The organism is Chroococcus sp. FPU101 (assembly GCF_017312365.1).
Lineage (GTDB): Bacteria > Cyanobacteriota > Cyanobacteriia > Cyanobacteriales > Microcystaceae > Chroococcus.
The window spans coordinates 170,748-193,098 of record NZ_BLJI01000005.1 but is presented as its reverse complement, the minus strand read 5'-3'; the positions used below and the strand labels follow the sequence as shown (position 1 = coordinate 193,098).

16 protein-coding genes and 1 pseudogene are annotated in these 22,351 nt (G+C 40.5%); 6 read left to right on the top strand and 11 right to left on the bottom strand.

Going from position 1 to position 22,351, the window contains the following annotated elements; genetic code table 11:
* Positions 1–2: 2 nt before the first annotated feature.
* The 5 genes from CFPU101_RS07935 to CFPU101_RS07915 all read right to left on the bottom strand — a co-directional run bounded on the left by CFPU101_RS07935 (position 3) and on the right by CFPU101_RS07915 (position 5,959).
* Positions 3–401: an anti-sigma regulatory factor gene (locus CFPU101_RS07935; RefSeq protein WP_206814801.1), complete on the bottom strand. Its 399-nt coding sequence runs from the start codon at positions 399–401 to the stop codon at positions 3–5.
* A complete protein-coding gene (locus CFPU101_RS07930; protein ID WP_206814799.1) occupies positions 388–780 on the bottom strand; it encodes an STAS domain-containing protein in 393 nt (130 codons plus the stop codon). The genes CFPU101_RS07935 and CFPU101_RS07930 overlap by 14 nt, the downstream gene beginning before the upstream one ends.
* Positions 780–1,667 (bottom strand): STAS domain-containing protein, encoded by an 888-nt coding sequence (locus CFPU101_RS07925; RefSeq protein ID WP_206814798.1) that lies wholly within the window; start codon positions 1,665–1,667, stop codon positions 780–782. Before CFPU101_RS07925 ends, CFPU101_RS07930 begins: the two co-directional genes overlap by 1 nt.
* 440 nt (positions 1,668–2,107) lie before the next feature.
* A complete protein-coding gene (gene carB, locus CFPU101_RS07920; protein ID WP_206814797.1) occupies positions 2,108–5,353 on the bottom strand; it encodes a carbamoyl-phosphate synthase large subunit in 3,246 nt (1,081 codons plus the stop codon).
* Between the two features lie 252 nt (positions 5,354–5,605).
* A complete protein-coding gene (locus tag CFPU101_RS07915; RefSeq protein ID WP_206814795.1) occupies positions 5,606–5,959 on the bottom strand; it encodes a hypothetical protein in 354 nt (117 codons plus the stop codon).
* A 271-nt stretch (positions 5,960–6,230) separates the two neighbouring features.
* Here CFPU101_RS07915 and CFPU101_RS07910 point away from each other — a divergent pair, with 271 nt between their 5' ends.
* From CFPU101_RS07910 to CFPU101_RS07895, 4 genes are all read left to right on the top strand, one after another.
* Positions 6,231–7,688 carry a DNA phosphorothioation system restriction enzyme gene (locus CFPU101_RS07910; protein ID WP_206814794.1) on the top strand — a complete coding sequence of 486 codons (1,458 nt, stop codon included), beginning with the start codon at positions 6,231–6,233 and terminating at the stop codon, positions 7,686–7,688.
* A 1,196-nt stretch (positions 7,689–8,884) separates the two neighbouring features.
* Complete coding sequence (locus CFPU101_RS07905) at positions 8,885–9,355, top strand: type II toxin-antitoxin system VapC family toxin (RefSeq protein ID WP_206814793.1); 471 nt, start codon at positions 8,885–8,887, stop codon at positions 9,353–9,355.
* Between the two features lie 2 nt (positions 9,356–9,357).
* Positions 9,358–9,585 carry a hypothetical protein gene (locus CFPU101_RS07900; protein WP_206814792.1) on the top strand — a complete coding sequence of 76 codons (228 nt, stop codon included), beginning with the start codon at positions 9,358–9,360 and terminating at the stop codon, positions 9,583–9,585.
* A gap of 58 nt (positions 9,586–9,643) precedes the next feature.
* Positions 9,644–9,868, top strand: a complete 225-nt coding sequence (locus tag CFPU101_RS07895) for a hypothetical protein (RefSeq protein WP_206814791.1) — start codon at positions 9,644–9,646, stop codon at positions 9,866–9,868.
* Positions 9,869–10,008: 140 nt separating this feature from the next.
* On the opposite strand, the gene CFPU101_RS07890 is transcribed toward CFPU101_RS07895, so the two are convergent.
* The 5 genes and pseudogenes from CFPU101_RS07890 to CFPU101_RS07870 form a co-directional block, all read right to left on the bottom strand.
* Positions 10,009–11,412 (bottom strand): NAD(P)(+) transhydrogenase (Re/Si-specific) subunit beta, encoded by a 1,404-nt coding sequence (locus CFPU101_RS07890; protein WP_206814790.1) that lies wholly within the window; start codon positions 11,410–11,412, stop codon positions 10,009–10,011.
* A complete protein-coding gene (locus CFPU101_RS07885) occupies positions 11,413–11,703 on the bottom strand; it encodes an NAD(P) transhydrogenase subunit alpha (RefSeq protein WP_206814789.1) in 291 nt (96 codons plus the stop codon). It abuts the gene before it with no gap.
* Between the two features lie 33 nt (positions 11,704–11,736).
* Positions 11,737–12,873 carry a Re/Si-specific NAD(P)(+) transhydrogenase subunit alpha gene (locus CFPU101_RS07880; RefSeq protein ID WP_206814787.1) on the bottom strand — a complete coding sequence of 379 codons (1,137 nt, stop codon included), beginning with the start codon at positions 12,871–12,873 and terminating at the stop codon, positions 11,737–11,739.
* Positions 12,874–13,379: 506 nt separating this feature from the next.
* Positions 13,380–14,570: pseudogene (locus tag CFPU101_RS07875) on the bottom strand (RNA-guided endonuclease InsQ/TnpB family protein).
* Between the two features lie 166 nt (positions 14,571–14,736).
* Positions 14,737–15,609, bottom strand: a complete 873-nt coding sequence (locus CFPU101_RS07870) for an MBL fold metallo-hydrolase (protein WP_206814781.1) — start codon at positions 15,607–15,609, stop codon at positions 14,737–14,739.
* A 118-nt stretch (positions 15,610–15,727) separates the two neighbouring features.
* On the opposite strand from CFPU101_RS07870, the gene CFPU101_RS07865 reads away from it, so the two are divergent.
* Both CFPU101_RS07865 and CFPU101_RS07860 read left to right on the top strand, forming a co-directional pair.
* The gene (locus CFPU101_RS07865; protein ID WP_206814779.1) at positions 15,728–16,639 is read left to right on the top strand and encodes a carbonic anhydrase; all 912 of its coding nucleotides are present in this window, start codon (positions 15,728–15,730) and stop codon (positions 16,637–16,639) included.
* Between the two features lie 90 nt (positions 16,640–16,729).
* Positions 16,730–18,277: a mechanosensitive ion channel family protein gene (locus CFPU101_RS07860; protein ID WP_206814777.1), complete on the top strand. Its 1,548-nt coding sequence runs from the start codon at positions 16,730–16,732 to the stop codon at positions 18,275–18,277.
* Between the two features lie 43 nt (positions 18,278–18,320).
* Here the strand turns inward: CFPU101_RS07860 and CFPU101_RS07855 are convergent, their stop codons facing one another.
* On the bottom strand, positions 18,321–22,313 hold the full coding sequence (locus CFPU101_RS07855) for a DNA-directed RNA polymerase subunit beta' (RefSeq protein WP_206814775.1): 3,993 nt from the start codon (positions 22,311–22,313) through the stop codon (positions 18,321–18,323).
* Positions 22,314–22,351 lie beyond the last annotated feature (38 nt).

Genomic DNA, 22,351 nt, shown 5'->3' with positions numbered 1-22,351 from the left:
ACTCACTTCCATTTCGTCATGGCGATTTTAGTCCCTACCCCAACCTGAGAAATAATTTCAAATTCGTTCATTAGCCGTTTTGCTCCACTTAACCCCATACCCAATCCAGAGCCAGTCGTAAAACCGTCTTGGAGGGCTAAATCTACATCGGCAATTCCCATCCCCTGATCTTCAAAAGTTAATCTCAATCCTTGGCGGTTAGCCTTCTCAAGAACCTCTACCTGGACTGTTCCTCCTCCACCATGATCTAATGTGTTGCGGGCGATCTCACTGGCGGCCGTCACAATTTTGGTTTGCTCTACTAAGCTAAATTTCAGTTCAACTGCTAACTGACGTACAGCTTGCCGAACTAAGATAATATCTGAGGAGGTTTCAATACTCATCATTTTACCTGCGAACATATTTTTTCTGACTTTTTTCTGAAGAAGTCGCCTGAGCCTGTAATAGCAACATTCCCTTTTCGATATCGAGAGCAGTATAAATCCCTGTCAGAGAAAGACCTAGCTCAACTAAAGTAATCGCAACTGCTGGCTGCATTCCAACAACAATCGTTCGCGCTCCCAAAATTTGCGACATTTTGGCAATATTACTCAAAATTCTTCCGATAAAAGAATCTACTATCTCTAAGGACGAAATATCAATGAGAACCCCACGAGCTTTAGTCTCAATAATTTTATTCGTCAGATCTTCTTGTAAGGTCATCGCTAATTGATCGTGCATATCAATTTGAATGGTTACAAGCAGATATTCTCCCATTTGGAGAAGCGGAATTTTTTCCATTACAACCTCTCATCAATCTCGAAACGGTGTGGCTCTCGTTTAGTAATCTTCAGTCCAAGGTGTTTTAATGCTAGGGCAAAAGCATCTGCTAATGAAGCTTTCGTTACCACGTCACTCAAATCTACACCTAAATAAACGATCGTCTGAGCGATTTGAGGACGAATTCCACTAATAATACATTCTGCTCCCATCAATCTCGCTGCTGTTACTGTCTTTAATAGGTGCTGCGCGGTTAAAGTATCGACTGTCGGTACTCCAGTTATATCAATGATGGCTAGTTCGGCTTTCGTCTCAACAATTTCTTGCAGGAGAGACTCCATCATCGTTTGAGTGCGATTACTATCGAGAGTACCGATGATCGGTAAGGCTAAGATCCCATCCCAAAGTTGTACGACTGGTGTAGAGAGTTCCAGTAGTTCTTCTTGCTGACGTAAAATGACCTCCTCACGGCTTTTCAGATAGATTTCGGTTGTCCATAACCCTAACTGATCCAGAAGGGTCGTGACTTGCCAGATTTCTTCAAACCGTGTAGAACTATCTTGAGTGTTTTCTTGACGTAAACGTTCAAATAAGGGCTGTTTGAGTGAGAAGATAAAATTTGCCGTTTCGCTAGGGGTAAAACCCTTTTGGCTTCGGTTGCGAGAGAGTTTGGCTAGTGTTTCTCTAACTTCGCTCCAGTTTGAAGCATGGATATTACTAGAGTCCCCCTGTTCTAAAGCTTCTTTGAACAACTCCAGAAATTCCTGACACTCTTTTCGTAGTTGCGACTCTTTGATCAGATCTTGACGGACTCCACCTGACAGTAGTACATTCAGCCAATCGGTCAGAAGTTTAGCTTCATCATTTTTAACAATTTCTACAATTTGGCTGTTGCCTCTTACGCTCATTTAATTAATTGCCTCTAAATTTTTATAGTTAGTAAATTATTTTCAAAAAAGCGTTGAGATTCGTATAAACTCGTTCATCCATAAAACTGTTTAAAATCTCTTAAAAGAATGTTTTTTTTAATGTTTTGCCAAAAAATAGAAAAAGCTACAGGCTGTTTAGCCTAATGTAATCTTTTTAAAGCTAACTGATTATTGTACTATAAAAATGGAAAAGCATCTTGTCTTTCTTGTTTAGTTAAATGACGCTCATCAGTTTTTGATAGATTTGTTGAATAATTCTGCTTGACATAAAAACTGCATTATGCGTATAAATTACTTATGTTTAGTCATGTCCTAAGTCTGTTTTAAAGAGGGGCTATCATTGCAACAGCCCCATGAAAATTGATTTCAAGATAAACTTCTAGAAAACAAATGTAAATTCACATTGTTGAGAAGTGTCACTACTTCAAATAATCTTGTATCGCTTTCACTTCCATTGGAGAAGTCTGTAAGGAACGAATGGCTGCGACGGTTGCTTTAGCCCCTGCGATCGTGGTAATAATCGGTAACTTATAATCTAGTGCAGTACGGCGAATCATGCGTCCATCAGCTTGAGGTTCTTCACCACTGGGGGTATTAATAATAAACTGAATCCAATTATTCTTGATCCAGTCAATCACGTGGGGACGACCTTCATGCAGTTTTAGCACGACATCTATGCCTTCAATCCCATTTTCTTGTAAAACCTGACGGGTACCTGAAGTCGCAACCACTCTAAACCCTAATTCAATTAAATCTTTCACCACTGGAATGGTAGCCATTTTATCTCGATCGCTCATCGACACAAAAACGGTTCCAGAGGTCGCCAGTTGAACCCCTGCGGCGAGTTCGGCTTTAGCAAACGCTTTTCCAAAATCGCTATCAATGCCCATTACTTCGCCTGTAGAACGCATCTCAGGCCCAAGGAGTAAATCTGCACCAGGAAACTTCTGGAAGGGTAAAACAGCCTCTTTTACGGCAATATGGCGCGGTATACACTCATCAGCCAGTCCTAAACTCTCGATGGTTCTTCCAGACATTACTAGAGAAGCCATTTTAGCCAGAGGAACGCCAGTCGCTTTGGAGACATAGGGAACGGTTCGAGAAGCGCGTGGGTTGGCTTCTAGAATATAAACTTGTTCGCCTTGTACCGCATACTGAATATTCATTAACCCGACTACATTTAAAGCTTTAGCGAGTTGAATTGTCCAGTTACGAATTGTTTCTATAACCGTCTCAGAGAGGGATGTATAGGGAATTGAACACGCAGAATCACCCGAATGTACGCCCGCTTGTTCGATGTGTTCCATAATGCCACCGATAATCACTTTTCCTGTACCATCGGCTAAGGCATCCACATCAACTTCGATCGCATTTTCTAAGAATTTATCGATTAAAATTGGGTGATCGGGTTCTATTTTTACCGCAAAGGTCATGTAGTGTTCTAGTTCTTCGTCGCTAAACACGATTTGCATGGCGCGTCCTCCCAATACATAGGACGGACGTACTACAACTGGATAACCAATGCGTTTAGAAACACTGACAGCATCTTGATAATTTCGGGCTAGTCCATTCGCAGGTTGAGTTATGTTTAAGTCACGAAGAATTTGTTCAAATTTTTCTCGATCTTCGGCGATATCAATAGAGGTGGGAGAAGTTCCCCAAATCTTAGTTTGTACAGGACAATTGGGACTTTCTAGATATTTTTGCAGAGGAACAGCTAATTTTAAAGGTGTTTGCCCGCCAAACTGAATAATAATACCTTCGGGGTTTTCCGCTTCGATAATATTGATCACATCTTCTCTGGTTAAAGGTTCAAAATAGAGACGATCGCTCGTATCATAGTCAGTGGATACGGTTTCAGGGTTAGAGTTAACCATAATCGTTTCAAACCCTGCATTACTCAGAGAAAACGCCGCATGACAACAACAGTAATCAAATTCTATCCCTTGTCCAATACGGTTTGGCCCTCCCCCTAAAATCATGACTTTTCGTTTGTCCGAGGGTGCAACTTCGGTTTCATCGGGTTCGTAGGTGGAATAAAAATAGGGCGTAAACGCTTCAAATTCAGCCGCGCAGGTATCAACCACTTTGTAAACGGGAATAATACCTAAATCTTTGCGATAGTTGCGGACATCATCTTCATTGGTTTTCGTGGCATAGGCAATTTGACGATCGCTAAATCCTTGTTGTTTAACATACCGCATTTGTTCAGAGGTAATTTGTTTAAGCGGTGTTTGTTTAAGAAATGTTTCAACGTTCAGCAGTTCTTCTAACTTATCCAAAAACCAAGGATCGATCGCAGTCAATTCGTGAATTTCCTCTACCGTCATCCGTAGCTTCATCGCTTGATAGATGGTAAAGACGCGATCTGGGTTGGGGGTGCGTAATAAGGCACGAACTTGGGAAACTGCGGGTAAAGTTTCATCTCGATCGCAACCAAACCCCATACGTCCCACTTCTAAGGATCTTAACGCTTTTTGAAAAGATTCATTGAAGGTACGGCCGATCGCCATTGCTTCCCCGACTGACTTCATTTGGGTGGTTAGCGTGGGGGATGATCCAGGAAATTTTTCAAAAGCAAAACGAGGAATTTTTGTTACCACATAATCAATTGTCGGTTCAAAAGATGCGGGTGTTTTTTTGGTAATATCGTTTTTAATTTCGTCTAGAGTGTAGCCGACTGCCAGTTTAGCCGCAAATTTAGCGATCGGAAAACCTGTCGCTTTTGAGGCAAGTGCCGAAGAACGCGATACTCTAGGGTTCATTTCAATAACGATCACATCGCCATTGAGAGGGTTGACGGAAAACTGAATGTTAGATCCACCCGTTTCTACGCCGATTTCGCGGATAATGGCTTTAGAATAATCTCTAAGACGTTGATATTCTTTATCAGTCAGGGTTTGTGCGGGGGCAACGGTGATCGAGTCTCCAGTATGAACCCCCATCGGATCGAAGTTTTCAATCGAACAAATAATGACCACATTATCCGCTAGATCTCGCATCACTTCGAGTTCGTATTCTTTCCAGCCAATTAGGGATTTTTCGACCAGAATTTGCGACATTGGCGAACAATCTAAGCCATATTGCGCCATTTCCTCGTATTCTTCCTGGTTATAAGCAATTCCCCCTCCTGTACCTCCTAATGTGAATGCAGGACGTATAATCAGAGGATAGGAACCGATTTCAATAGCGATCGCTTTAGCTTCATCAATATTACTAGCAATTCCAGAAGGACATACGGGAACACCAATTTTAGCCATCGCTTTCTTAAAAAGATCCCGATCTTCGGCTTTTTCGATCGCTTCGAGTTTGGCCCCGATTAGTTCTACATTATATTTGTCTAGAGTTCCATTTTTAGACAAAGCCACCGCTAAATTAAGAGCCGTTTGTCCACCCATCGTTGGTAAAATTGCATCAGGGCGTTCTTTTTCGATAATTAGAGCGATAATTTCTGGGGTGAGAGGTTCGATATAAGTTCGGTTAGCCATTTCTGGATCAGTCATAATTGAAGCGGGGTTAGAATTGGCTAAAACCACTTCATAGCCTTCTTCTCGTAATGCTTTACAGGCTTGTGTTCCCGAATAGTCGAACTCGCAGGCTTGTCCAATTACGATCGGCCCTGCACCCAGGATTAAAATTTTGTTGATATCATTGCGACGTGGCATAAGCGATTTATGTAGAGTGATACTATATCAATACGGTCATCTCGCGGTCTGCCCTTCGGGTTCGCCAGTTGCTCTACCTGGGGAGACCCCAAGATCGCACTGGTCTCACCGTGCGACGACAGACCCGTGACCTTCCCAATCATTCTATCTGCTCTTAGCCTGTTCAATGCTGATCTTTTTATCTTGGTTTAATGACTTGGGGAGTACATCACTTAACATATTTTTCATTTCGCCTAAAGATTCAATTAATTTTCAGTCTTTTAAGCGAGCAAAAATCGATTCAATTAATTTTTGGCTAATGATTGGATTATTAATAACGGGTTTACTGGCGGGAAAACACGATATACCAAATAATTCGATTGGGTATTTTACACCCAGAGTTAAACCACTTTGGGAGAAAATCAGTTCGTATTCATGTGGTACTCTAAAATTTTCTAACCAACACTCTCGGTAGATCGTTTTAGGATCAAAAATAGCGATACCTAATTGTCCATCATCGTATCTAAAAAATTTTATTTGTCTGACATAACGTTTTTTGGTATGAGATAAATCTTCAACTAAGTCTTTTAAGTTTATTTCTGTATTCAAAAAGCTTAGAACTTCCATAACTGTTCAACGCCATTTTTTAGAGAGCCTAATCCTAAAATAATGATGATTATCTAAGTTGTCTGTGTTTTTAATCACGAGTAAAGGTGATTTAGATCACAGAAGATACTATTGTGAAATAAATTTTTCACGTCTTAAAGCTTAAGTCCATTAAAATAGACTATGAATCTAAGGAGTCGGTTTTAACTGACTTGGACTATAAGACAGAGAATTTATTCTTTGGCTGGTCTAGCTGTATCTATCATCATTCATTTATTTGCTTATTTGAGCAATGACGATTCAAATAAAAATTGACTGGGAACAATTAGCCCAAGATTATCTAAAATCTTGGCAGTCTCAACGAGTCTCAGAAAAAAGAGTTTTTTATCAGATTTCTCCTACAGGCTATCCAAAAATTCCGCCTGCAATTTTAATTCGAGACTATCAAAAAACAGCAATTCTTAGTTGGTTCAAAAATCAAGGACGTGGCACTTTAAAGATGGCGACAGGAAGCGGTAAAACGATTACAGCTTTAGCCATTACCACAGAATTGTATCAAAAAATCGGCTTACAAGTTCTTTTAGTCATTTGTCCCTATCGTCATCTGGTAACACAATGGGCGAAAGAATGTGAAATTTTTAATTTAAGACCGATTTTAGCAATGACGAGTGTTTATAACTGGCAAAATCAGTTATCGAATGAATTATATAATTTGAGTTCTGGTCATCAATTATTTTTAACGGTTATTACAACAAATTCAACGTTTATTACAGAAGGTTTTCAATCTCAGCTTAAGTTTTTTCCAGCGAAAACCCTAATGATAGGTGATGAGGCTCATAATTTAGGAACGCCTCGTCTAGAGGAATGTTTACCGCGTACCATTGGTTTAAGACTCGCTCTTTCAGCTACTCCTGAACGTTATTTTGATGAAGAGGGTACCGATGTCGTTTTAAATTATTTTGGTGATATTTTAGAGCCTGAATTTACTTTAGCTGATGCCATTCAAAAAGGGGCTTTAGTTCCCTACTGTTATTATCCGATTTTTGTGGAATTAACTGAATCCGAAGCTTTAAATTATGCGAAACTTACTCAACGAATTGGCTGGGCGTTAAATAAAAATGATCGTCTTAGTGGTAATGATACTCTAACATCTCTTTTAATGCAGCGATCGCGTTTAGTGGGTGCAGCGACGAATAAATTAAAAGCTTTACGAGTTCTCATGGAAAATCGTAGAGAAACTCATCATACTTTATTTTATTGTGGGGATGGATCAATAGAGCAATCAACCTCAGATCATCGTCGTCAACTCGAAGCAGTAACCTATCTTTTAGGCAAACAATTAGGCTATCGAGTGAATACTTATACAGCAGAAACACCACTTATTGAACGAGAACAACTCAAACAACAATTTGACAGTGGAGAATTACAGGGTTTAGTTTCCATTCGTTGTTTAGATGAAGGGATTGATATACCGTCGATTCAAACTGCGATTATTTTAGCTAGTACCGCCAATCCTCGTCAATTTATTCAGCGTCGGGGCCGAATTTTACGTCCTCATCCGGGTAAAACGCAAGCAGATTTATTTGATATGATTGTTCTACCGCCCGAATTAGACCGCGATACTTGGGAAGTCGAAAGAAATTTACTGCGTAAAGAGTTAAAGCGTTTTGTTGAATTTGCCCAATTAGCGATTAATTCCGATGAAGCAACGCAACAATTTTTAGAGTTACAGAAACAGTATTGTTTATAGTTTTTTAAACCACCGTGAAATCAATTTTCATAGAGCTTTAAAGTCTGAATAGACGGAAAGATATCCAGAAATTATCTAGATATCACCCCGTATTGGAATAATATACAGTAAAGTTTCTATGTAATAACTAGTTGTTCTGTCTGGAATAAATGTTACTGCTTGGGAATACTAAGTTTGTCGCCAGCCACAACGACGACGGGTTAACACAATAAGCAAAAGAGTATTTGTCTGTACATATCAAAACCAACAAGCCTTTGAGATTTCAAAAGTTGAAGGTTTGTTGGGGTTCTCCACTAACAATGCCGGAGCAAAAGGAAGTATAGCCAAACTACACGTTGGCGATTTGGTTTTTATCCGCGATAACACACAGAAAAATTCCTTGACGTGCTTTGGAGTTTTTGAAGTTTCAGGAAATCCGTTTGAAGCTGACGCAAATGCTCTGTTGATTTGGCAAGAAGAATTATCGGCAAATAGAGTTCTTTTTACCCACAGGGTTCCTGCTAATTACATCAATATAAAGTTACCCCTAATTTCCAAAGACGCAATTTTGAGCCTTAAGTGGAAAAAGCGTGTACAGCCTTATAACGAGTACAAATGGCAAGGCTTGTCCAGATTATTTGCGATCAATTTTCTGGAGTCGAATTAGGCGCAACAACTTGCTAGTTTATGGGATATTGATTTTGAAAATTTATCTTCTCAAAGTTTAGCATGGCAGTCACCAGAAGAGATACAGAATTTAGCGAAATTGCTTGAAGGCGCAAAGCACCAAATTACCGTCAATGTTTACGAACGCAACCCTCAAGCCCGTGAAGATTGTTTGAAACATTATGGCTATGATTGCTCAATTTGTGGTTACAATTTTCAAAATGTCTTTGGTGAAATAGGAACAAACTTTATCCACGTTCATCACCAGTTGCAGATCTGCTTCCAGTTTGCCCCAATTGTCATGCAATGTTGCACAAAAGAGAACCTGCGTTTTCAGTTGATGAGTTGCGAGCAATCATCAAAGCAAATGTAAAACCATAACGCGCCCAACAAACCGCTACAGCCGACTGCTGGAAGCGGCTGATTTGAGACGTTAGACCTTATAAAAAAGAGTCAGACTTTGATTTGTTTTATAGGCAATAATAGCGATAGCAAAACGACAAGCGATGCGATGAGTTAAAATCGAAGAACTTATGATCGACTGTGTATGAGTGGAAACTGTCTACCTTGAAACCAGTATTTTAGGCTACCTGACTGCTCGACCTGGCAGAGATTTGGTTGTGGCTGCCAATATCGAGATAACCAGGGAATGGTGGGATACGCGCCGCAGTGACTTCCAACTCTACTCCTCTCAAGCTGTTGTGAAAGAAACCTCTCAGGGAGATGTCGCGATCGCATCCCAACGGCTGGAAATTGTTCGCAATCTTGCACTACTCGATTTGAACCAATCTGTGCTTGATCTAGCAGAGCAATTTTTGGGACGCAGTAACCTTCCGCCAAAAGCCGATGTTGACGCTATTCATATCGCAGCCGCAACGGTTCACGGTATGGATTACCTACTCACATGGAACTGCAAGCACATTGCCAATGCTCAAATTCAGAGGAAATTGGCAGAAATTAGTCTTGATTTTGGGTACGAGCTACCAATTCTTTGCACACCTTATGAACTTCTTGGAGGTTGATTATGTTTCAAGATGAGATTGTAGAAGAGATCCACAGAATTCGTGAAGAATACTCTCGTTCATTTAATCATGACTTGAAAGCTATCTTTGCTGATTTGCAGAAGCAGCAAGCAGAAAGCGGTAGACAAGTTGTAAACTTATCGCGCAAGCCCGGTCTAACAACACGTTGGAGCAGACGGGCGAGAGATCTCGGTGAGGATGCAAAGGATACTAGCCGCCGCTCAACATAGCCGTTAGACTCCATCTAAAAAAGTCAGCTATGAATTTTTTTTTGATTCCGAGGAATAGATGCTTCGAGATCCCATTACAATTGCAGTATTGACTGGCTTATTTACATTAAGTGGAGCAGGATTTGCTGTCTTAACACAAATAATTAATACTCACCGTAGTCAACGTTTTAAACTCAGAAAAGAGAATACACGACTTGAACTTGAAGCATCACATGAGAGAGCCGACTTATTACGTGAAAAATTAGGAAAAGGTGAAACCGCTCATTCTGTTATTTATTTTTGAATCATTAAGTAAGTGCTACCGTTCTAACAAGTGCGTGTACACGGAACGGCGGCATACAAACAATTAATATAAAAAAGGTGAGCCACAAGCCCACCCTATAAATATGTTACTGTCAGGGTTTGATGACCAAACCCCTACGATTACTGTAATTGTTTAACCTGCGAAACCAAATTCGCTACAACATCTTGTGCGCTACCAAAGAGCATAAAGGTTTTATCATCGTAAAATAGTTCATTTTCGATGCCTGCAAAACCACTCTTCATACTCCGTTTAATCACAATGGTATGATGCGCCTTATCGACTTCTAGAATAGGCATACCATAAATGGGACTGGCTTGATCATGACGTGCCGCAGGGTTAACGACATCATTCGCACCAATAACTAAAGCGACATCCGTTCTTTCAAACTCTGGGTTAATATCATCCATATCATAGAGTTGATTGTAAGGTACATTTGCCTCAGCCAATAGTACATTCATATGCCCAGGCATTCTTCCCGCAACAGGATGTATTGCATAACGAACTTCTACACCCATTTTTTCAAGTTGTTCGGCTAATTCTCTAATGGTATGTTGAGCTTGTGCGACTGCCATACCATAACCCGGTACAATTACGACATTACGAGCATAGCCTAACATCATTGCGCTTTCTTCAGCATCGATCGCATGAACGGTTTTATCGGTTGCTGTCTCACCACTGCCTGTACCTGATGTTTCACTACCAAAAGCAGTAAACAGAACACTGGCTAAAGAACGGTTCATCGCCTTACACATAATTTGTGTCAGAATCAAACCAGACGCACCGACTAAAGCACCCGCAATAATTAGCATATTATTGTATAGGATAAACCCGACAATACTCGCCGCAACTCCCGAAAATGAGTTTAACAGCGAAATGACAACGGGCATATCACCACCACCGATGGGCAGTACAAACATCACCCCAAACACCAGCGAAAGAGTTACTAAAGCTAAGAGAATGACTGGTGAAGCGGGATGAATGAACAGATAAACACTACCCACTAAAAAGGTAAGTAATAAAGAAGCATTAAACTGTTGTTGAAAAGGAAATGTAACAGGGCTACCACTAACTAAGCCTTGTAATTTGGCAAAAGCGAGGATACTACCTGTAAAAGTAACGCCACCGATTAAAATTCCTAAAATAGCGATCAGAACGGCATCAAACCCTATATTTGCGCCCTTATCCAAGAGTCTCCAATATTCACCAACGGCAACTAAAGCACTCGCTGCACCCCCAACACCGTTGAAGATACCCACCATCTGAGGCATTTCTGTCATGGCTACTTTTTGGGCGGTAATAGCACCAATAAGAGAACCAATCACAATACCAACGATAATTAATTCATAACTGACGATCGCTTGATTAATCAAGGTTGCTACGATCGCAATTAACATCCCAACGGCGGCAATGACATTTCCCTGACGGGCTGTAGCGGGTGATCCTAGTTTTTTTAAGCCGACAATAAACAGGGCTGCTGCAACAAGATAAGATAATTCAATTCCAGTCAATAGAGTATTATTCATCTATTTAGCTTCCTTTTTCTTAAACATTTGCAACATCCGATCCGTTACGAGAAAACCGCCAACAACGTTGAGCGTGGCGAGAATAACGGCAAAAAAACCAAGTAATGAAGTAATATTCCAGTCTTGTGTACCTGCAATGAGTAACGCCCCAACAACCGCAATACCTGAAATGGCATTCGATCCCGACATTAAGGGAGTATGTAAAGTAGGTGGCACTTTATTAATGACTTCAAAGCCAACAAAGGAGGCTAAGACAAAGACAACTAAACCTGTTAAAAGTTCTGGACTCATAAAGCATTTATTAGGGGTAAATCTGGACAAACTTTACACAGCAACCGCTAGAGCATCTTTAACTTTTTGGTTGCGTATTTCGCCATTATGTGTTATGCAAGAATCATTGATAATGTCATCCTCAAAGTCGAGGTTTAACATATCGTTTTTGATGATGTATTGAACTAAAGTTTGTAAGTTTTTGGCATAAACTTGACTGGCATTGGTGGGAACTGAAGCGGGTAAGTTTAAAGTTCCTAAGATGGTGACACCGTTGTGATTAATGTTTTTGCCTGGTTCGGTAAAGGCACAGTTTCCACCTTGTTCGGCGGCTAAGTCTACAACAACTGCACCTGGTTTCATCTGGTTAACCATATCTTCGGTGACGAGGATGGGGGCTTTTTTACCCGGAACCTGTGCGGTTGTAATGACGACATCGGCTTTTCTAATGTGTTCGGTTAACACTTCGCGGATGCGATCTTGGGTATTGGTGTTAACTTCTTTGGCGTAACCATTGTGTGCCACTGTATCTTCTTCGATATTGACTTCAATAAATTTCGCCCCGACGCTTTGAACTTCTTCTTTGACTTGGGGACGTATATCAAAAGCCTCGACGACGGCACCTAAACGGCGGGCTGTGGCGATCGCTTGTAACCCTGCTACCCCTGCCCCTAAGACGAGAACTTTAGCGGGGGGAATGGTACCTGCTGCTGTCGTCATCATCGGAAATAATTTAGGTAAATAAGCGGAGGCTAAAATGGCGGCTTTATATCCAGCGATGTTAGCTTGAGAAGATAAAGCATCCATACTCTGGGCGCGGCTACTGCGTGGGATCAATTCCATGCTAAAAGCCGTAATTTGTCTATCGGCTAATTGTTTGATCCGTTCGGGGTTTCTCAAGGGGTTTAGGAAGCTAATTAAAACGGTTCCTGGTTTGAGAGTGTTGATCTCGTCTTCCGATGGAGGAGAAACTTTAAGAACGATATCGGCTTCTTGAGCAAGCGTTCTAGGATCACTAACGAGTGTGGCACCTGCGTTACTATAGGCTTCATCCGTAAAAAATGAGCCAGTACCTGCATCCGTTTGTACCATCACGTCTAACCCTTGTTTGACGAGACGGGCGACAATTTCGGGTACCAGTGCGACTCTTAATTCTCCTAGATCACTTTCTTTGGCTACAGCAATTTTCATTATTTACTCTCCTCGCTTTTGTAGTAGGGCTTTTTTAGATGGGTGGATGTTGCCGTCGCTATTAATGCGTTATTTTTTCTCCTTTATTAATAGATAACAGGAGAAATGGGAGAAACCTTTAAAATCTTGTTTTTATTTTAATGTTTCCCTCTTTTTTTTTAGGTAAGTATACTTAATAGCTATACTCTGATCGAGTCTGGCATATCTAACAACATCAAATCTTTACTCATCAGATCAGTTTTTACAAATTCGGTTGAAGTTTTTCTTTCTAGCATTATATCAATTGCTATAAATGTTCTCTGCATTATTTGTCAGAAAACCTACATAAATTAATGAAAAAGTATTAACTTTTTTTTGATAAATTGTTAACTTTAGCAAAATAACTGTATCAAATGTTTACAACGGTTTGTTATTTGATACAGTTACTTACTATTTTTTAAATCTAAACTGCGAGAGATTCTGAGCATCCGTTATGTATTTATTCTTTTCAATGTTCTTTGACACTCTCACGCTCTAGACGGCGGAGATTCTTGGTTCACAGAGACTACTTGCCTTAACAAAATTTCTTCTGAAAAAGTAGAGGTATTCTCTCCCCAAGCTTGAGATCCCGTATGTCCTACGGTACTTAAACCTTTTCTTAAAATATTAATTGCTGCATTTTCGTCTCTATCCAACATACATCCACAGGGACAAAAATGAGTTCTTGTAGATAGAGCCTTTTTCACAATTTCACCACAGCTAGAGCAATTTTGAGAAGTGTATTGAGGAGGCACAGCAATTGTTATTTTACCAAATTTAACTCCAAAATACTCTACCCATTCCCTGAACTGATACCATGCTGCATCATTAATACTTTTAGCTAGACAATGATTTCTAACTAGGTTCTTAATTCTTAAATCTTCGTAGGCTATCACATCTGAGAAGTGAACTACGCACCTTGCCTGTTTTACAGCAAAGTCTTTACGTTGCTGGCTTACTTTAAGATGAACTTTGGCTAATCTCTGTCTAGCTTTTTTACGATTAGATGATCCTTTTTTCTTCTTGAAAAGTTTTCGTTGTAGTCGTTTTAAACGCTTCTCTGACTTTCTTAAAAATTTGGGATTATCTATTTTGTTGCCCTCGTGGTCAGTATAAAAAGAAGATAATCCAATATCTAACCCAAGACATTTACCTGATGGCTTAACATCTTCTTTAATCTCACAAGAAAGAACAAATTGACAATAATATCCGTCAGCCCTTTTAACTAGCCTAACCCTTTTTATGTCAGACTCTTTAAAATGGGCTAAATCCCAAGTACCTTTTAGAGAAAGCGTTCCAATCCCTTTCTGATCACTAAAATTGATAGTTTAAAGTTTCCATCCAGTTGTTTTATATTCAACAGAACGAGAAAACTTTTTAAACTGTGGGTATCCCTTTTTTCCCGAGCCTTGTCTTTGACAATTATCAAAGAAACGGGAAATCGAAGACCATGCTCTTTCAGCAGATGCTTGTCTGGCTTGAGAATTTAACTCATTTGCGAATTTAAAGTCATGAGCTAAAACCTTGCAATAAGCGGATAAATCGTACTTATTCACACTATTATTATCCATCCAATGCCTTAAGCATTTATTACGGATAAACTGAGATGTACGAATCGCATCGTCTATCGCTTGGCACTGCTGTTGTTTAGCTTTGATTTTAAACTCTAAAACAAACATTTACGCTGAAACTCTTAGGATAAATTAATTATAACAAATTGAATTGTGAAGAGCAATATATTATTTTAAAGCCGTCAGTTACGGACGGGGCTTTAGACCCATTTCTTTGGTAAGTATTTACTGATGACTGTAAAGGGTTTGGCAACCAAACCCCTACGGTTAATTACTAATTCTTATTTAACCAATCTAAACAAATTTGCATTTCTTTTTTCATCGTAGTAGCATCAGCATGATAACGACGACCATGACCAGGCAGAACCCATTCAAAGCGAAAGAAAGCTAATTTATTCATGGATTTCTTTAATTCTGACCAAGAATACCAACAAGCATATTTAAAAGCATACAGATGATGGTGTGCGTCTGACCATGCGAGATGATCGCCTGTAAATAAGTATTTGTTGTCATACAATAAAACCGTATGACCCTTGGTATGCCCTGGAACGGGAATAATTAATAGATCACGACTCAAAGAATAGGGTTCATCCCCTGTCAGTTGAATTTCTACATCTTTGGTACCGCTATTGATTTCGTCTCGGTGTAAAATCCGATCGCAGCCAAAATGTTCTCTATATTTTTGATGATCGGCTACATCATCTCGATGGGTTAGATAAAGATATTTTATTCCTCCCATTGCTTCAATTTTTTTAACCAAAGGTGGCGAGAATCGGGGAGAATCGACTAAAATATTACCTTCAGGACGCACGATTAAATAACTAGCTGCACCAAAAGAATTTTCCGCATGATATCCACAATGATAAACATTTTCAGAAACTAGAATCGGGATGCTTTCTTGAATCTGTTTAATATCTTTGGGTTTATCAACTGTACCAATAGAAGCGGTAGGACACGATAACAGAGCTTGGAGAGCGTGTAATTCTTCTATACTGTTGCTAGGTTGATGATAAACCGCCGATTGATCTCCAACTTCGTAAAAGATTTCGGGTGCCATCCAACGACAAGTATCACAATCAATACAGGTCTCATCTACATAAAAATTACCTGAAATATTTTCTTTGCGACGCTGTTGTAATTTAGCCATGATTTTTACTATCCAATAAAATATATTTTCCAGTCTCTATACAAAAGGTTCGTGATGATGAATAATGCTGTAAGGAATTAAAGTATGCTGAAAAATAAGTATTAGCATTTCTTAGAATATGAAGAAACTTTTAGATGGCTTAAGGGAATTTCAAGCAAGCTATTTTAGTCTTAACCGCGAACTCTTTGAAGAACTTGCACACGGACAGAGTCCAAGAATTTTGTTTATTACTTGTTCCGATTCTCGCATCGATCCTAACCTCATTACTCAAGCAAGAGTCGGTGAACTGTTTGTTATCCGCAATGCTGGTAATATCATTCCTCCCTATGGTGCCACAAATGGAGGGGAAGGTGCAACGATCGAATACGCGATCCAAGCTTTAGGAGTCGATCAAATTATTGTTTGTGGTCATTTTCACTGTGGAGCTATGAAGGGTCTTCTGAAATTACAAGCTTTAGCTAATGAAATGCCTCTGGTTTATAATTGGCTACAACAGGCAGAAGCAACCCGTAGAATCGTTAGGGATAATTATAAAGAACTCGAAGGCGAAGAATTAATCGATATTACGGTCGCTGAAAATGTCTTGAATCAGTTAGATAATATCCAAACTTATCCGATTATTCGTTCTCGCTTACACAGTGGCGCAATTTCTTTACATGGCTGGATCTATCGCATTGAAACAGGTGAAGTGTTAACCTATGATCCAATTCAACACGATTTTGTGCCACCTCAAAGCCGTCTTTCTGAACTCGAACACGAATATAATCTACATCCAAGCTGTGTTTTACCAAAACTATCAACGTTTAAAGTTCCAACCGAAACACCTTCATCTCCCCAACCCTCTCCCCAAAAACTTAAGACCACCAAAACAAGAGCTAAAAAATCTCAAAATTTACCACTAGGAAATATCGCACAGCTAAAACCCGAAAAATCTACCTCTCCTAACGGAAATTCTTCTCAACTTCCAGGGCATGAAAGATTACCCCTAGAACAATCGGAACGGATTTATCGTGGTTCTAAAAGCAAATAGCATAAAATATATTATTTGTCAAGAATTAAAGATCAAACCTTCAAAATGTTATAAAAAACAAATACCGTTAAGGCAGTGACTAGATGACCTGTGAATATTTTAATCACGATCGCTGAAGTCGGCTCTTTGATTCTTATCTTTTCAGTGTTAAATAAGTTTGTTAAACTTGGCTTTCAAGCGATTACCCGATCATGGCCAGTAGAAAAAACTCAGAAGCTAGTGACACTTCGTCAAAATCTGAGTTTACTATTATTGCTCGTCTGTTCGGGTTTATGCTTTTTGATTGTTGCTGTTAATAGCGTCTTGATTTATCAAAATAAAAACGTTTTAGATTTTCAATTGGGTTTAATCAATCGTATTCCTAGACAATTTTGGATAGATCTGGCGACTGGTATCGCTAAAAGTGTGATGTTGTTGTTTCTGGTGAAATACAGCATACCTTTACTGGAACGATGTTTAATTTGGTGTAGCAATTTTGCCAAGAACTACGATCATATTATTGCCAATGATCAAAGCATTGAAGTATTTTTTAATGATCTCAAAAAAACACTGAGTAATGGTCTTTGGCTTTTAGCCATCAGTCTTTGCACTCAGTTTTTAGATTTACCGAATTTCATTCCAAAATACTTATATATTATTCTGAAAGCTTATTTAGCTATTGCTGTCGGACGAATGCTAACATTAGCTCTTTCTACGATCATTGATACACTAGATGGTTTGAGCCTACAGTATGCTAATTCTGATAGCCTATTACGACACTATCAACGCTTTCGCCATCTGGTGCCTGCACTAAAGAAATGTTTAGAATATGTTCTTTATGTGGGAATTGCGTCCTTAATTATTCAAGATATTGACTTTATTGCGTGGATTGCGAATTATGCTGATGAAATTATAGCTATGATTGCAATTTATTTTCTGTGTGGAGTAGCGATCGAGATTAGTAATGTCATTTTAGAAGATTTAATTTTACAAACCGATAATTTAACTGATTTACAACGACAACGACGCTTAACCATCATCCCATTATTCAAAAGTATTCTAAAATATACGATTTACTTTGCTGCAGGAATTTTTATTCTAAAACTGCTCAGTCTTGATCCAACACCTTTACTCGCAGGTGCGGGAATTGTCGGAATTGTCGTTGGTTTTGGGGCGCAAAATCTGATTAATGATATTGTGTGCGGTTTTTTTATTCTGTTTGAAAACTATTATTTAGTTGGTGACTATATCGAAGCAGGAAAATTAGAAGAACGAACTGTTGAAGGAATTGTGGAAGCGATTGAACTGAGAACAACACAGATTCGACATCCTGATGGTCAACTTCAGATTATCCGCAATGGGGAAATCGGTTCGGTAATTAACTATTCTAAACAGTATATCTATGCCAAAGTTGAAGTCCCCATACCCCATAATCTTGATTTAGACCGTGCCTACAACCTCATTGAAGAAGTCGGACAACAATTAAAACAAGAATGTTTCGATGTTCTTGAAGCTACTTACATTGATGGTCTAGAAAATTGGCACAAAGATGATTTAGTCTTACGAACTCTTACTAAAGTCAAACCAGGCAAACATTTAGCAATCCAACGTTTATTACGCCGAATGTTAAAAAATGCTTTAGACGAAGAAAAAAAGTGAATAGCGACTAACTATTCACTCCTATTACGAATCTTACGGATGCTTATTCATCATCATCGTCATCGTAATCATCTTCATCATAATCATCTTCAAATTCGTCATCGTCATCATCTTCCGACACGCGACCGCCAAAACGAGTATCAGAGAAGGAATTCATTTTTAAGACTTCACTTTGACTGATGGCGCGGGCAGTTTGATCGTCTAAAACCATATCCTCATCATCTTCGAGGTCGGTAAAACGATTCGAGAGACTGTCACGCCGTTCGGCCGCTTGAGTATAGTAAGGTGAACGTACATTACCCGTGTCTTCTGGCCCTTCGTTGAGTACCGCTTCAGAAGCGGCGATCACTCCACCGTGTTCATGAGCGTTGTAGCCCGTTCCTGCGGGAATCAAACGTCCAATGATCACGTTTTCTTTGAGGCCCCGTAACCAGTCGGATTTACCTTCAATGGCTGCCTCAGTCAGAACCCGTGTCGTTTCTTGGAAAGATGCCGCACTAATAAAGCTATCGGTATTTAAAGATGCTTTGGTGATCCCTAGTAATACTGGAGTATAACGCGCCGTTGCACCACCTGTAATCGACATCGCATCATTAACCTGTTCAACCTGACGGAGTTCGACTAATTCACCAGGTAACATTGTTGTGTCACCCCCATCATCGATCCGAACTTTTGAGGTCATCTGACGGACAATCACTTCGATGTGTTTATCAGAAATATCAATCCCTTGCGATTGGTAAACCGATTGTACCTGATCGACTAAGAAAATCTGAGTTTTCTGTAAACCCCGTAACGACGCTTCATAAACCCCAAGATCATCGACATGATAGTTAAAGAAAATCTCTAAGATCTCATGGGGGTTAGCAGGGCCATCAGTTAGATGGTGACCTGTTTCGACCCGTTGACCGTCGGTTACTAAAAGATTTTGATTGGGCAGTAGCGGATATTCGCTAACGGTTCCATCATCTTCGATCACCTTAATATCAACACTGTCGTTATCTTCTCCATATTCCACCTGACAAACACCAGGTTTGCGGGCTAGAATACAAGCCTCTTTCGGCTTACGTCCTTCTAGAAGTTCTTCAATTCTGGGTAAACCCTGAATGATATCTCCCGTTTTGGTACGTTCAAAAACCAACAACACCAAGTTATCACCCCGTTGCACCAAGTCACCGTCATCAATATGAAGGATCGCGCCGGCTGATACTCGATAGGGACGTGCTTGACGTAAGGTTACAGTATATTCGCCTTTTCCTTCGATTTTTACGACTTGACCTGAGTGGGGAGTCGTAACACCAGGAGCGATTTCAGTATCGGAAATGATTAAATCGCCGACTTTAACCTTGGGTTTTTGATCGGTACTAATAGTAAAGAGATCCGCATCACGAACAATGAGAATGCGTCGAATTGCTTCAATTCCACTCTTAATCCCGCGAATTTGTCCTGCTTCTTTACACTGAATTTCAGTTCGTGCAATCACAGCACCTGGGGGAATTTCTTGATTGTCGTGAACCAAAACCCGTGTCTGGATATTACCACCGAGAGGATCGCTTTCTATATCACGACGCAGCACCAAGGTTTCTAGCATAACCAATTGTAGACGTTGACAATCAGCTTCTTCGTCTGGTTGTAACTCGATATCAGCCGCTACGTGAGTCGTGATATCGGACTCTTGGCTGCTCATTTCGAGAACTAGCTGAGTGCTGAGTAACTGACAACCATCAACTGATTTGACCCGTTCACCATCTTTATAGAAAATGCGTTGCACTGAGCGCAGTTGAATTTGTCGTCCACCTTCAGTATTAATCGTGCCTTGGGAAAGGACATCGGGTTCATCATGAACGGTAAACTCTTGAACAGGACGCAACAATAAGCCATAGCCTTCTGTGGTTTCGACCCATTCAGCCATTCGTAGCTCATCTAGAACAATCTCAGGGCCGATTTGAGTTCCTGCGTTGAGAACTTGTCCTGTTTCAATCTTGGCGATTTCTGGATCGATGTCTAGATAGAGTTTTCCAGGTTTAATGATGATCTCGCGTAAGATTTCATTTTTTTGAATAACTTCGACGACTCCACTCGACTGAGCAAAGATATCTTTAACGACTTCTTCTCCTGCTTCGACATATTGGCCGTCTTCAACTTGTAGGAGTGAACTGTCTTTATTGACTTCGTGGGTTTCTTCTGGAATCCAAAGGATCGTACCCCCTTTGGTGATTTCATAACCCTGTTTGCGACCGCCCTTCGAGACTTCAATTCCGCCGTACTGGATCAAGCCACCACTATTGGTATGATAGCGATCGTCGATTAATTCAGCTACGATCGCATGATTTTGGACTTTGGTTCCGGGGGTCGTTTTCAATAAGAAGCGTTGACCGTCGGCCGTGTAAATAATGAACTGTTCGCGTCCACCACTACTTTCGACTCTGACTTGTGCTTGATCGAGGAGTACCGAAGCGGTAACGATATCAATTTCGCGGCTATTTGGCTCGAGACGAACGACCCCGCCACTATTGGAGATCAATCGGGTTTCAGCTAAGACTGAGCCGACCTCTACATCTTCTCCATTTTTAACAACGGGTTCGGCACCTGGTGGTAAGTTATAAACATCACCCGATAGCACCCAAAGTAATCCCCCTCTTTGCGCGATGCGGGTTGTATTACCTTGGCGATCTTTTTTGCCTTCAGGAACCAGTTGTGAGAAGAGAACCTCTCCTGCTAGGTGGCTTGTTACGTCTTTGGTCGCTCTTTCGGTAGAACGCTGTAATTTAGCCGTTGCTACTTCTGCTAAAAGCTGGTCTAGGGTAACTTTTTCGCCATCAGAGACAAAGAGCAAAGAGCTTGGGGTTAAAGAATAGCTGATCGGTTCCTTGTTTTTTTGGTCTGGAATGATGCTGAATTCTGCATTGACTTCGACTTGTTCGCGTTCTTCCCCGTGACGTGTCCGAATGCGACGGGTCGAGAGTCCCTCACCATAGCGAATGACCCCGTCAAAATTGGATCTCACCTGACGGACGACTTCTCCTGTAAAGACCCCTCCAGTATGGAAGGTACGCATCGTTAACTGGGTTCCAGGTTCCCCAATCGATTGAGCCGCAATAATCCCAACTGCTTCGCCCATATCGACTAAATGACCATGCGCTAAACTCCAGCCGTAGCATTGTTGACAGACCGAACGAACTGCCTCACACGTCAGGGGCGATCGCACTTTAACCTGCTCAACCACTTTTTCAATGGTTGTGGAGAGTTCAGCATCTATAAAATCATTTCGTTTGGCAATCACTTCGCCATCAACGACGATATCTTCTGCTAAAACACGTCCAAATAGTCGATCAGATAACGGAATCAAAATGCGATCCCCGTCTTTCATCGGACTAACGGTAATAAACGCCTTAGTTCCGCAATCGTGTTCCCTTACAATTACATCTTGGCTCACATCGACTAAACGCCGTGTTAGATATCCAGAGTCGGCGGTTCTGAGGGCGGTATCAACCAATCCTTTGCGCGCCCCATAGGAAGAAATAACGTATTCAGTAACGGTTAAGCCTTCACGAAAATTCGTTTTAATGGGTAAATCGATGATTTCCCCTTGAGGATTCGCCATTAGACCGCGCATTCCGACTAATTGACGGACTTGGCTCATATTGCCCCGCGCTCCCGAGAACGCCATCATGTAAACCGAGTTGAGGGGATCGGTTTCACGGAAGTTACGGATAACTTCATCTTTGAGGGCTTCTGATGTACTATTCCATGTATCAATTACTTTTTGGAACCGTTCTACTTCAGTAATTTCCCCTTTTGCGTAGCGAAGTTCTGTCAAGCGGATTTCTTGTTCTGCACTATCGAGCATACTCCGTTTAGCGGGAGGAACCGTCAAATCATCGACGCTAATGGATACTCCTGCTTTCGTGGCAAAACGAAAACCCATATCTTTTAAATCATCAGCCATTTGAGCGCAACGCGCCGAGCCGTGATTTTGATATGTCCAAGCCATTAATTTTTTTAAGCGATTCTTATCAACCGTATAGTTGTAGAACATAGTTTATTCAGTGACCAGTAATCAATAATCAGTAATCA

What these genes read in the sequence shown, in the direction of transcription:
- CFPU101_RS07935 (WP_206814801.1), bottom strand. Translation starts at nt 401, where the DNA reads ATGTTCGCAGGTAAAATGATGAGTATTGAAACCTCCTCAGATATTATC.
- CFPU101_RS07930 (WP_206814799.1), bottom strand. Translation starts at nt 780, where the DNA reads ATGGAAAAAATTCCGCTTCTCCAAATGGGAGAATATCTGCTTGTAACC.
- CFPU101_RS07925 (WP_206814798.1), bottom strand. Translation starts at nt 1,667, where the DNA reads ATGAGCGTAAGAGGCAACAGCCAAATTGTAGAAATTGTTAAAAATGAT.
- carB (WP_206814797.1), bottom strand. Translation starts at nt 5,353, where the DNA reads ATGCCACGTCGCAATGATATCAACAAAATTTTAATCCTGGGTGCAGGG.
- CFPU101_RS07915 (WP_206814795.1), bottom strand. Translation starts at nt 5,959, where the DNA reads ATGGAAGTTCTAAGCTTTTTGAATACAGAAATAAACTTAAAAGACTTA.
- CFPU101_RS07910 (WP_206814794.1), top strand. Translation starts at nt 6,231, where the DNA reads ATGACGATTCAAATAAAAATTGACTGGGAACAATTAGCCCAAGATTAT.
- CFPU101_RS07900 (WP_206814792.1), top strand. Translation starts at nt 9,358, where the DNA reads ATGTTTCAAGATGAGATTGTAGAAGAGATCCACAGAATTCGTGAAGAA.
- CFPU101_RS07895 (WP_206814791.1), top strand. Translation starts at nt 9,644, where the DNA reads ATGCTTCGAGATCCCATTACAATTGCAGTATTGACTGGCTTATTTACA.
- CFPU101_RS07890 (WP_206814790.1), bottom strand. Translation starts at nt 11,412, where the DNA reads ATGAATAATACTCTATTGACTGGAATTGAATTATCTTATCTTGTTGCA.
- CFPU101_RS07885 (WP_206814789.1), bottom strand. Translation starts at nt 11,703, where the DNA reads ATGAGTCCAGAACTTTTAACAGGTTTAGTTGTCTTTGTCTTAGCCTCC.
- CFPU101_RS07880 (WP_206814787.1), bottom strand. Translation starts at nt 12,873, where the DNA reads ATGAAAATTGCTGTAGCCAAAGAAAGTGATCTAGGAGAATTAAGAGTC.
- CFPU101_RS07870 (WP_206814781.1), bottom strand. Translation starts at nt 15,609, where the DNA reads ATGGCTAAATTACAACAGCGTCGCAAAGAAAATATTTCAGGTAATTTT.
- CFPU101_RS07865 (WP_206814779.1), top strand. Translation starts at nt 15,728, where the DNA reads ATGAAGAAACTTTTAGATGGCTTAAGGGAATTTCAAGCAAGCTATTTT.
- CFPU101_RS07855 (WP_206814775.1), bottom strand. Translation starts at nt 22,313, where the DNA reads ATGTTCTACAACTATACGGTTGATAAGAATCGCTTAAAAAAATTAATG.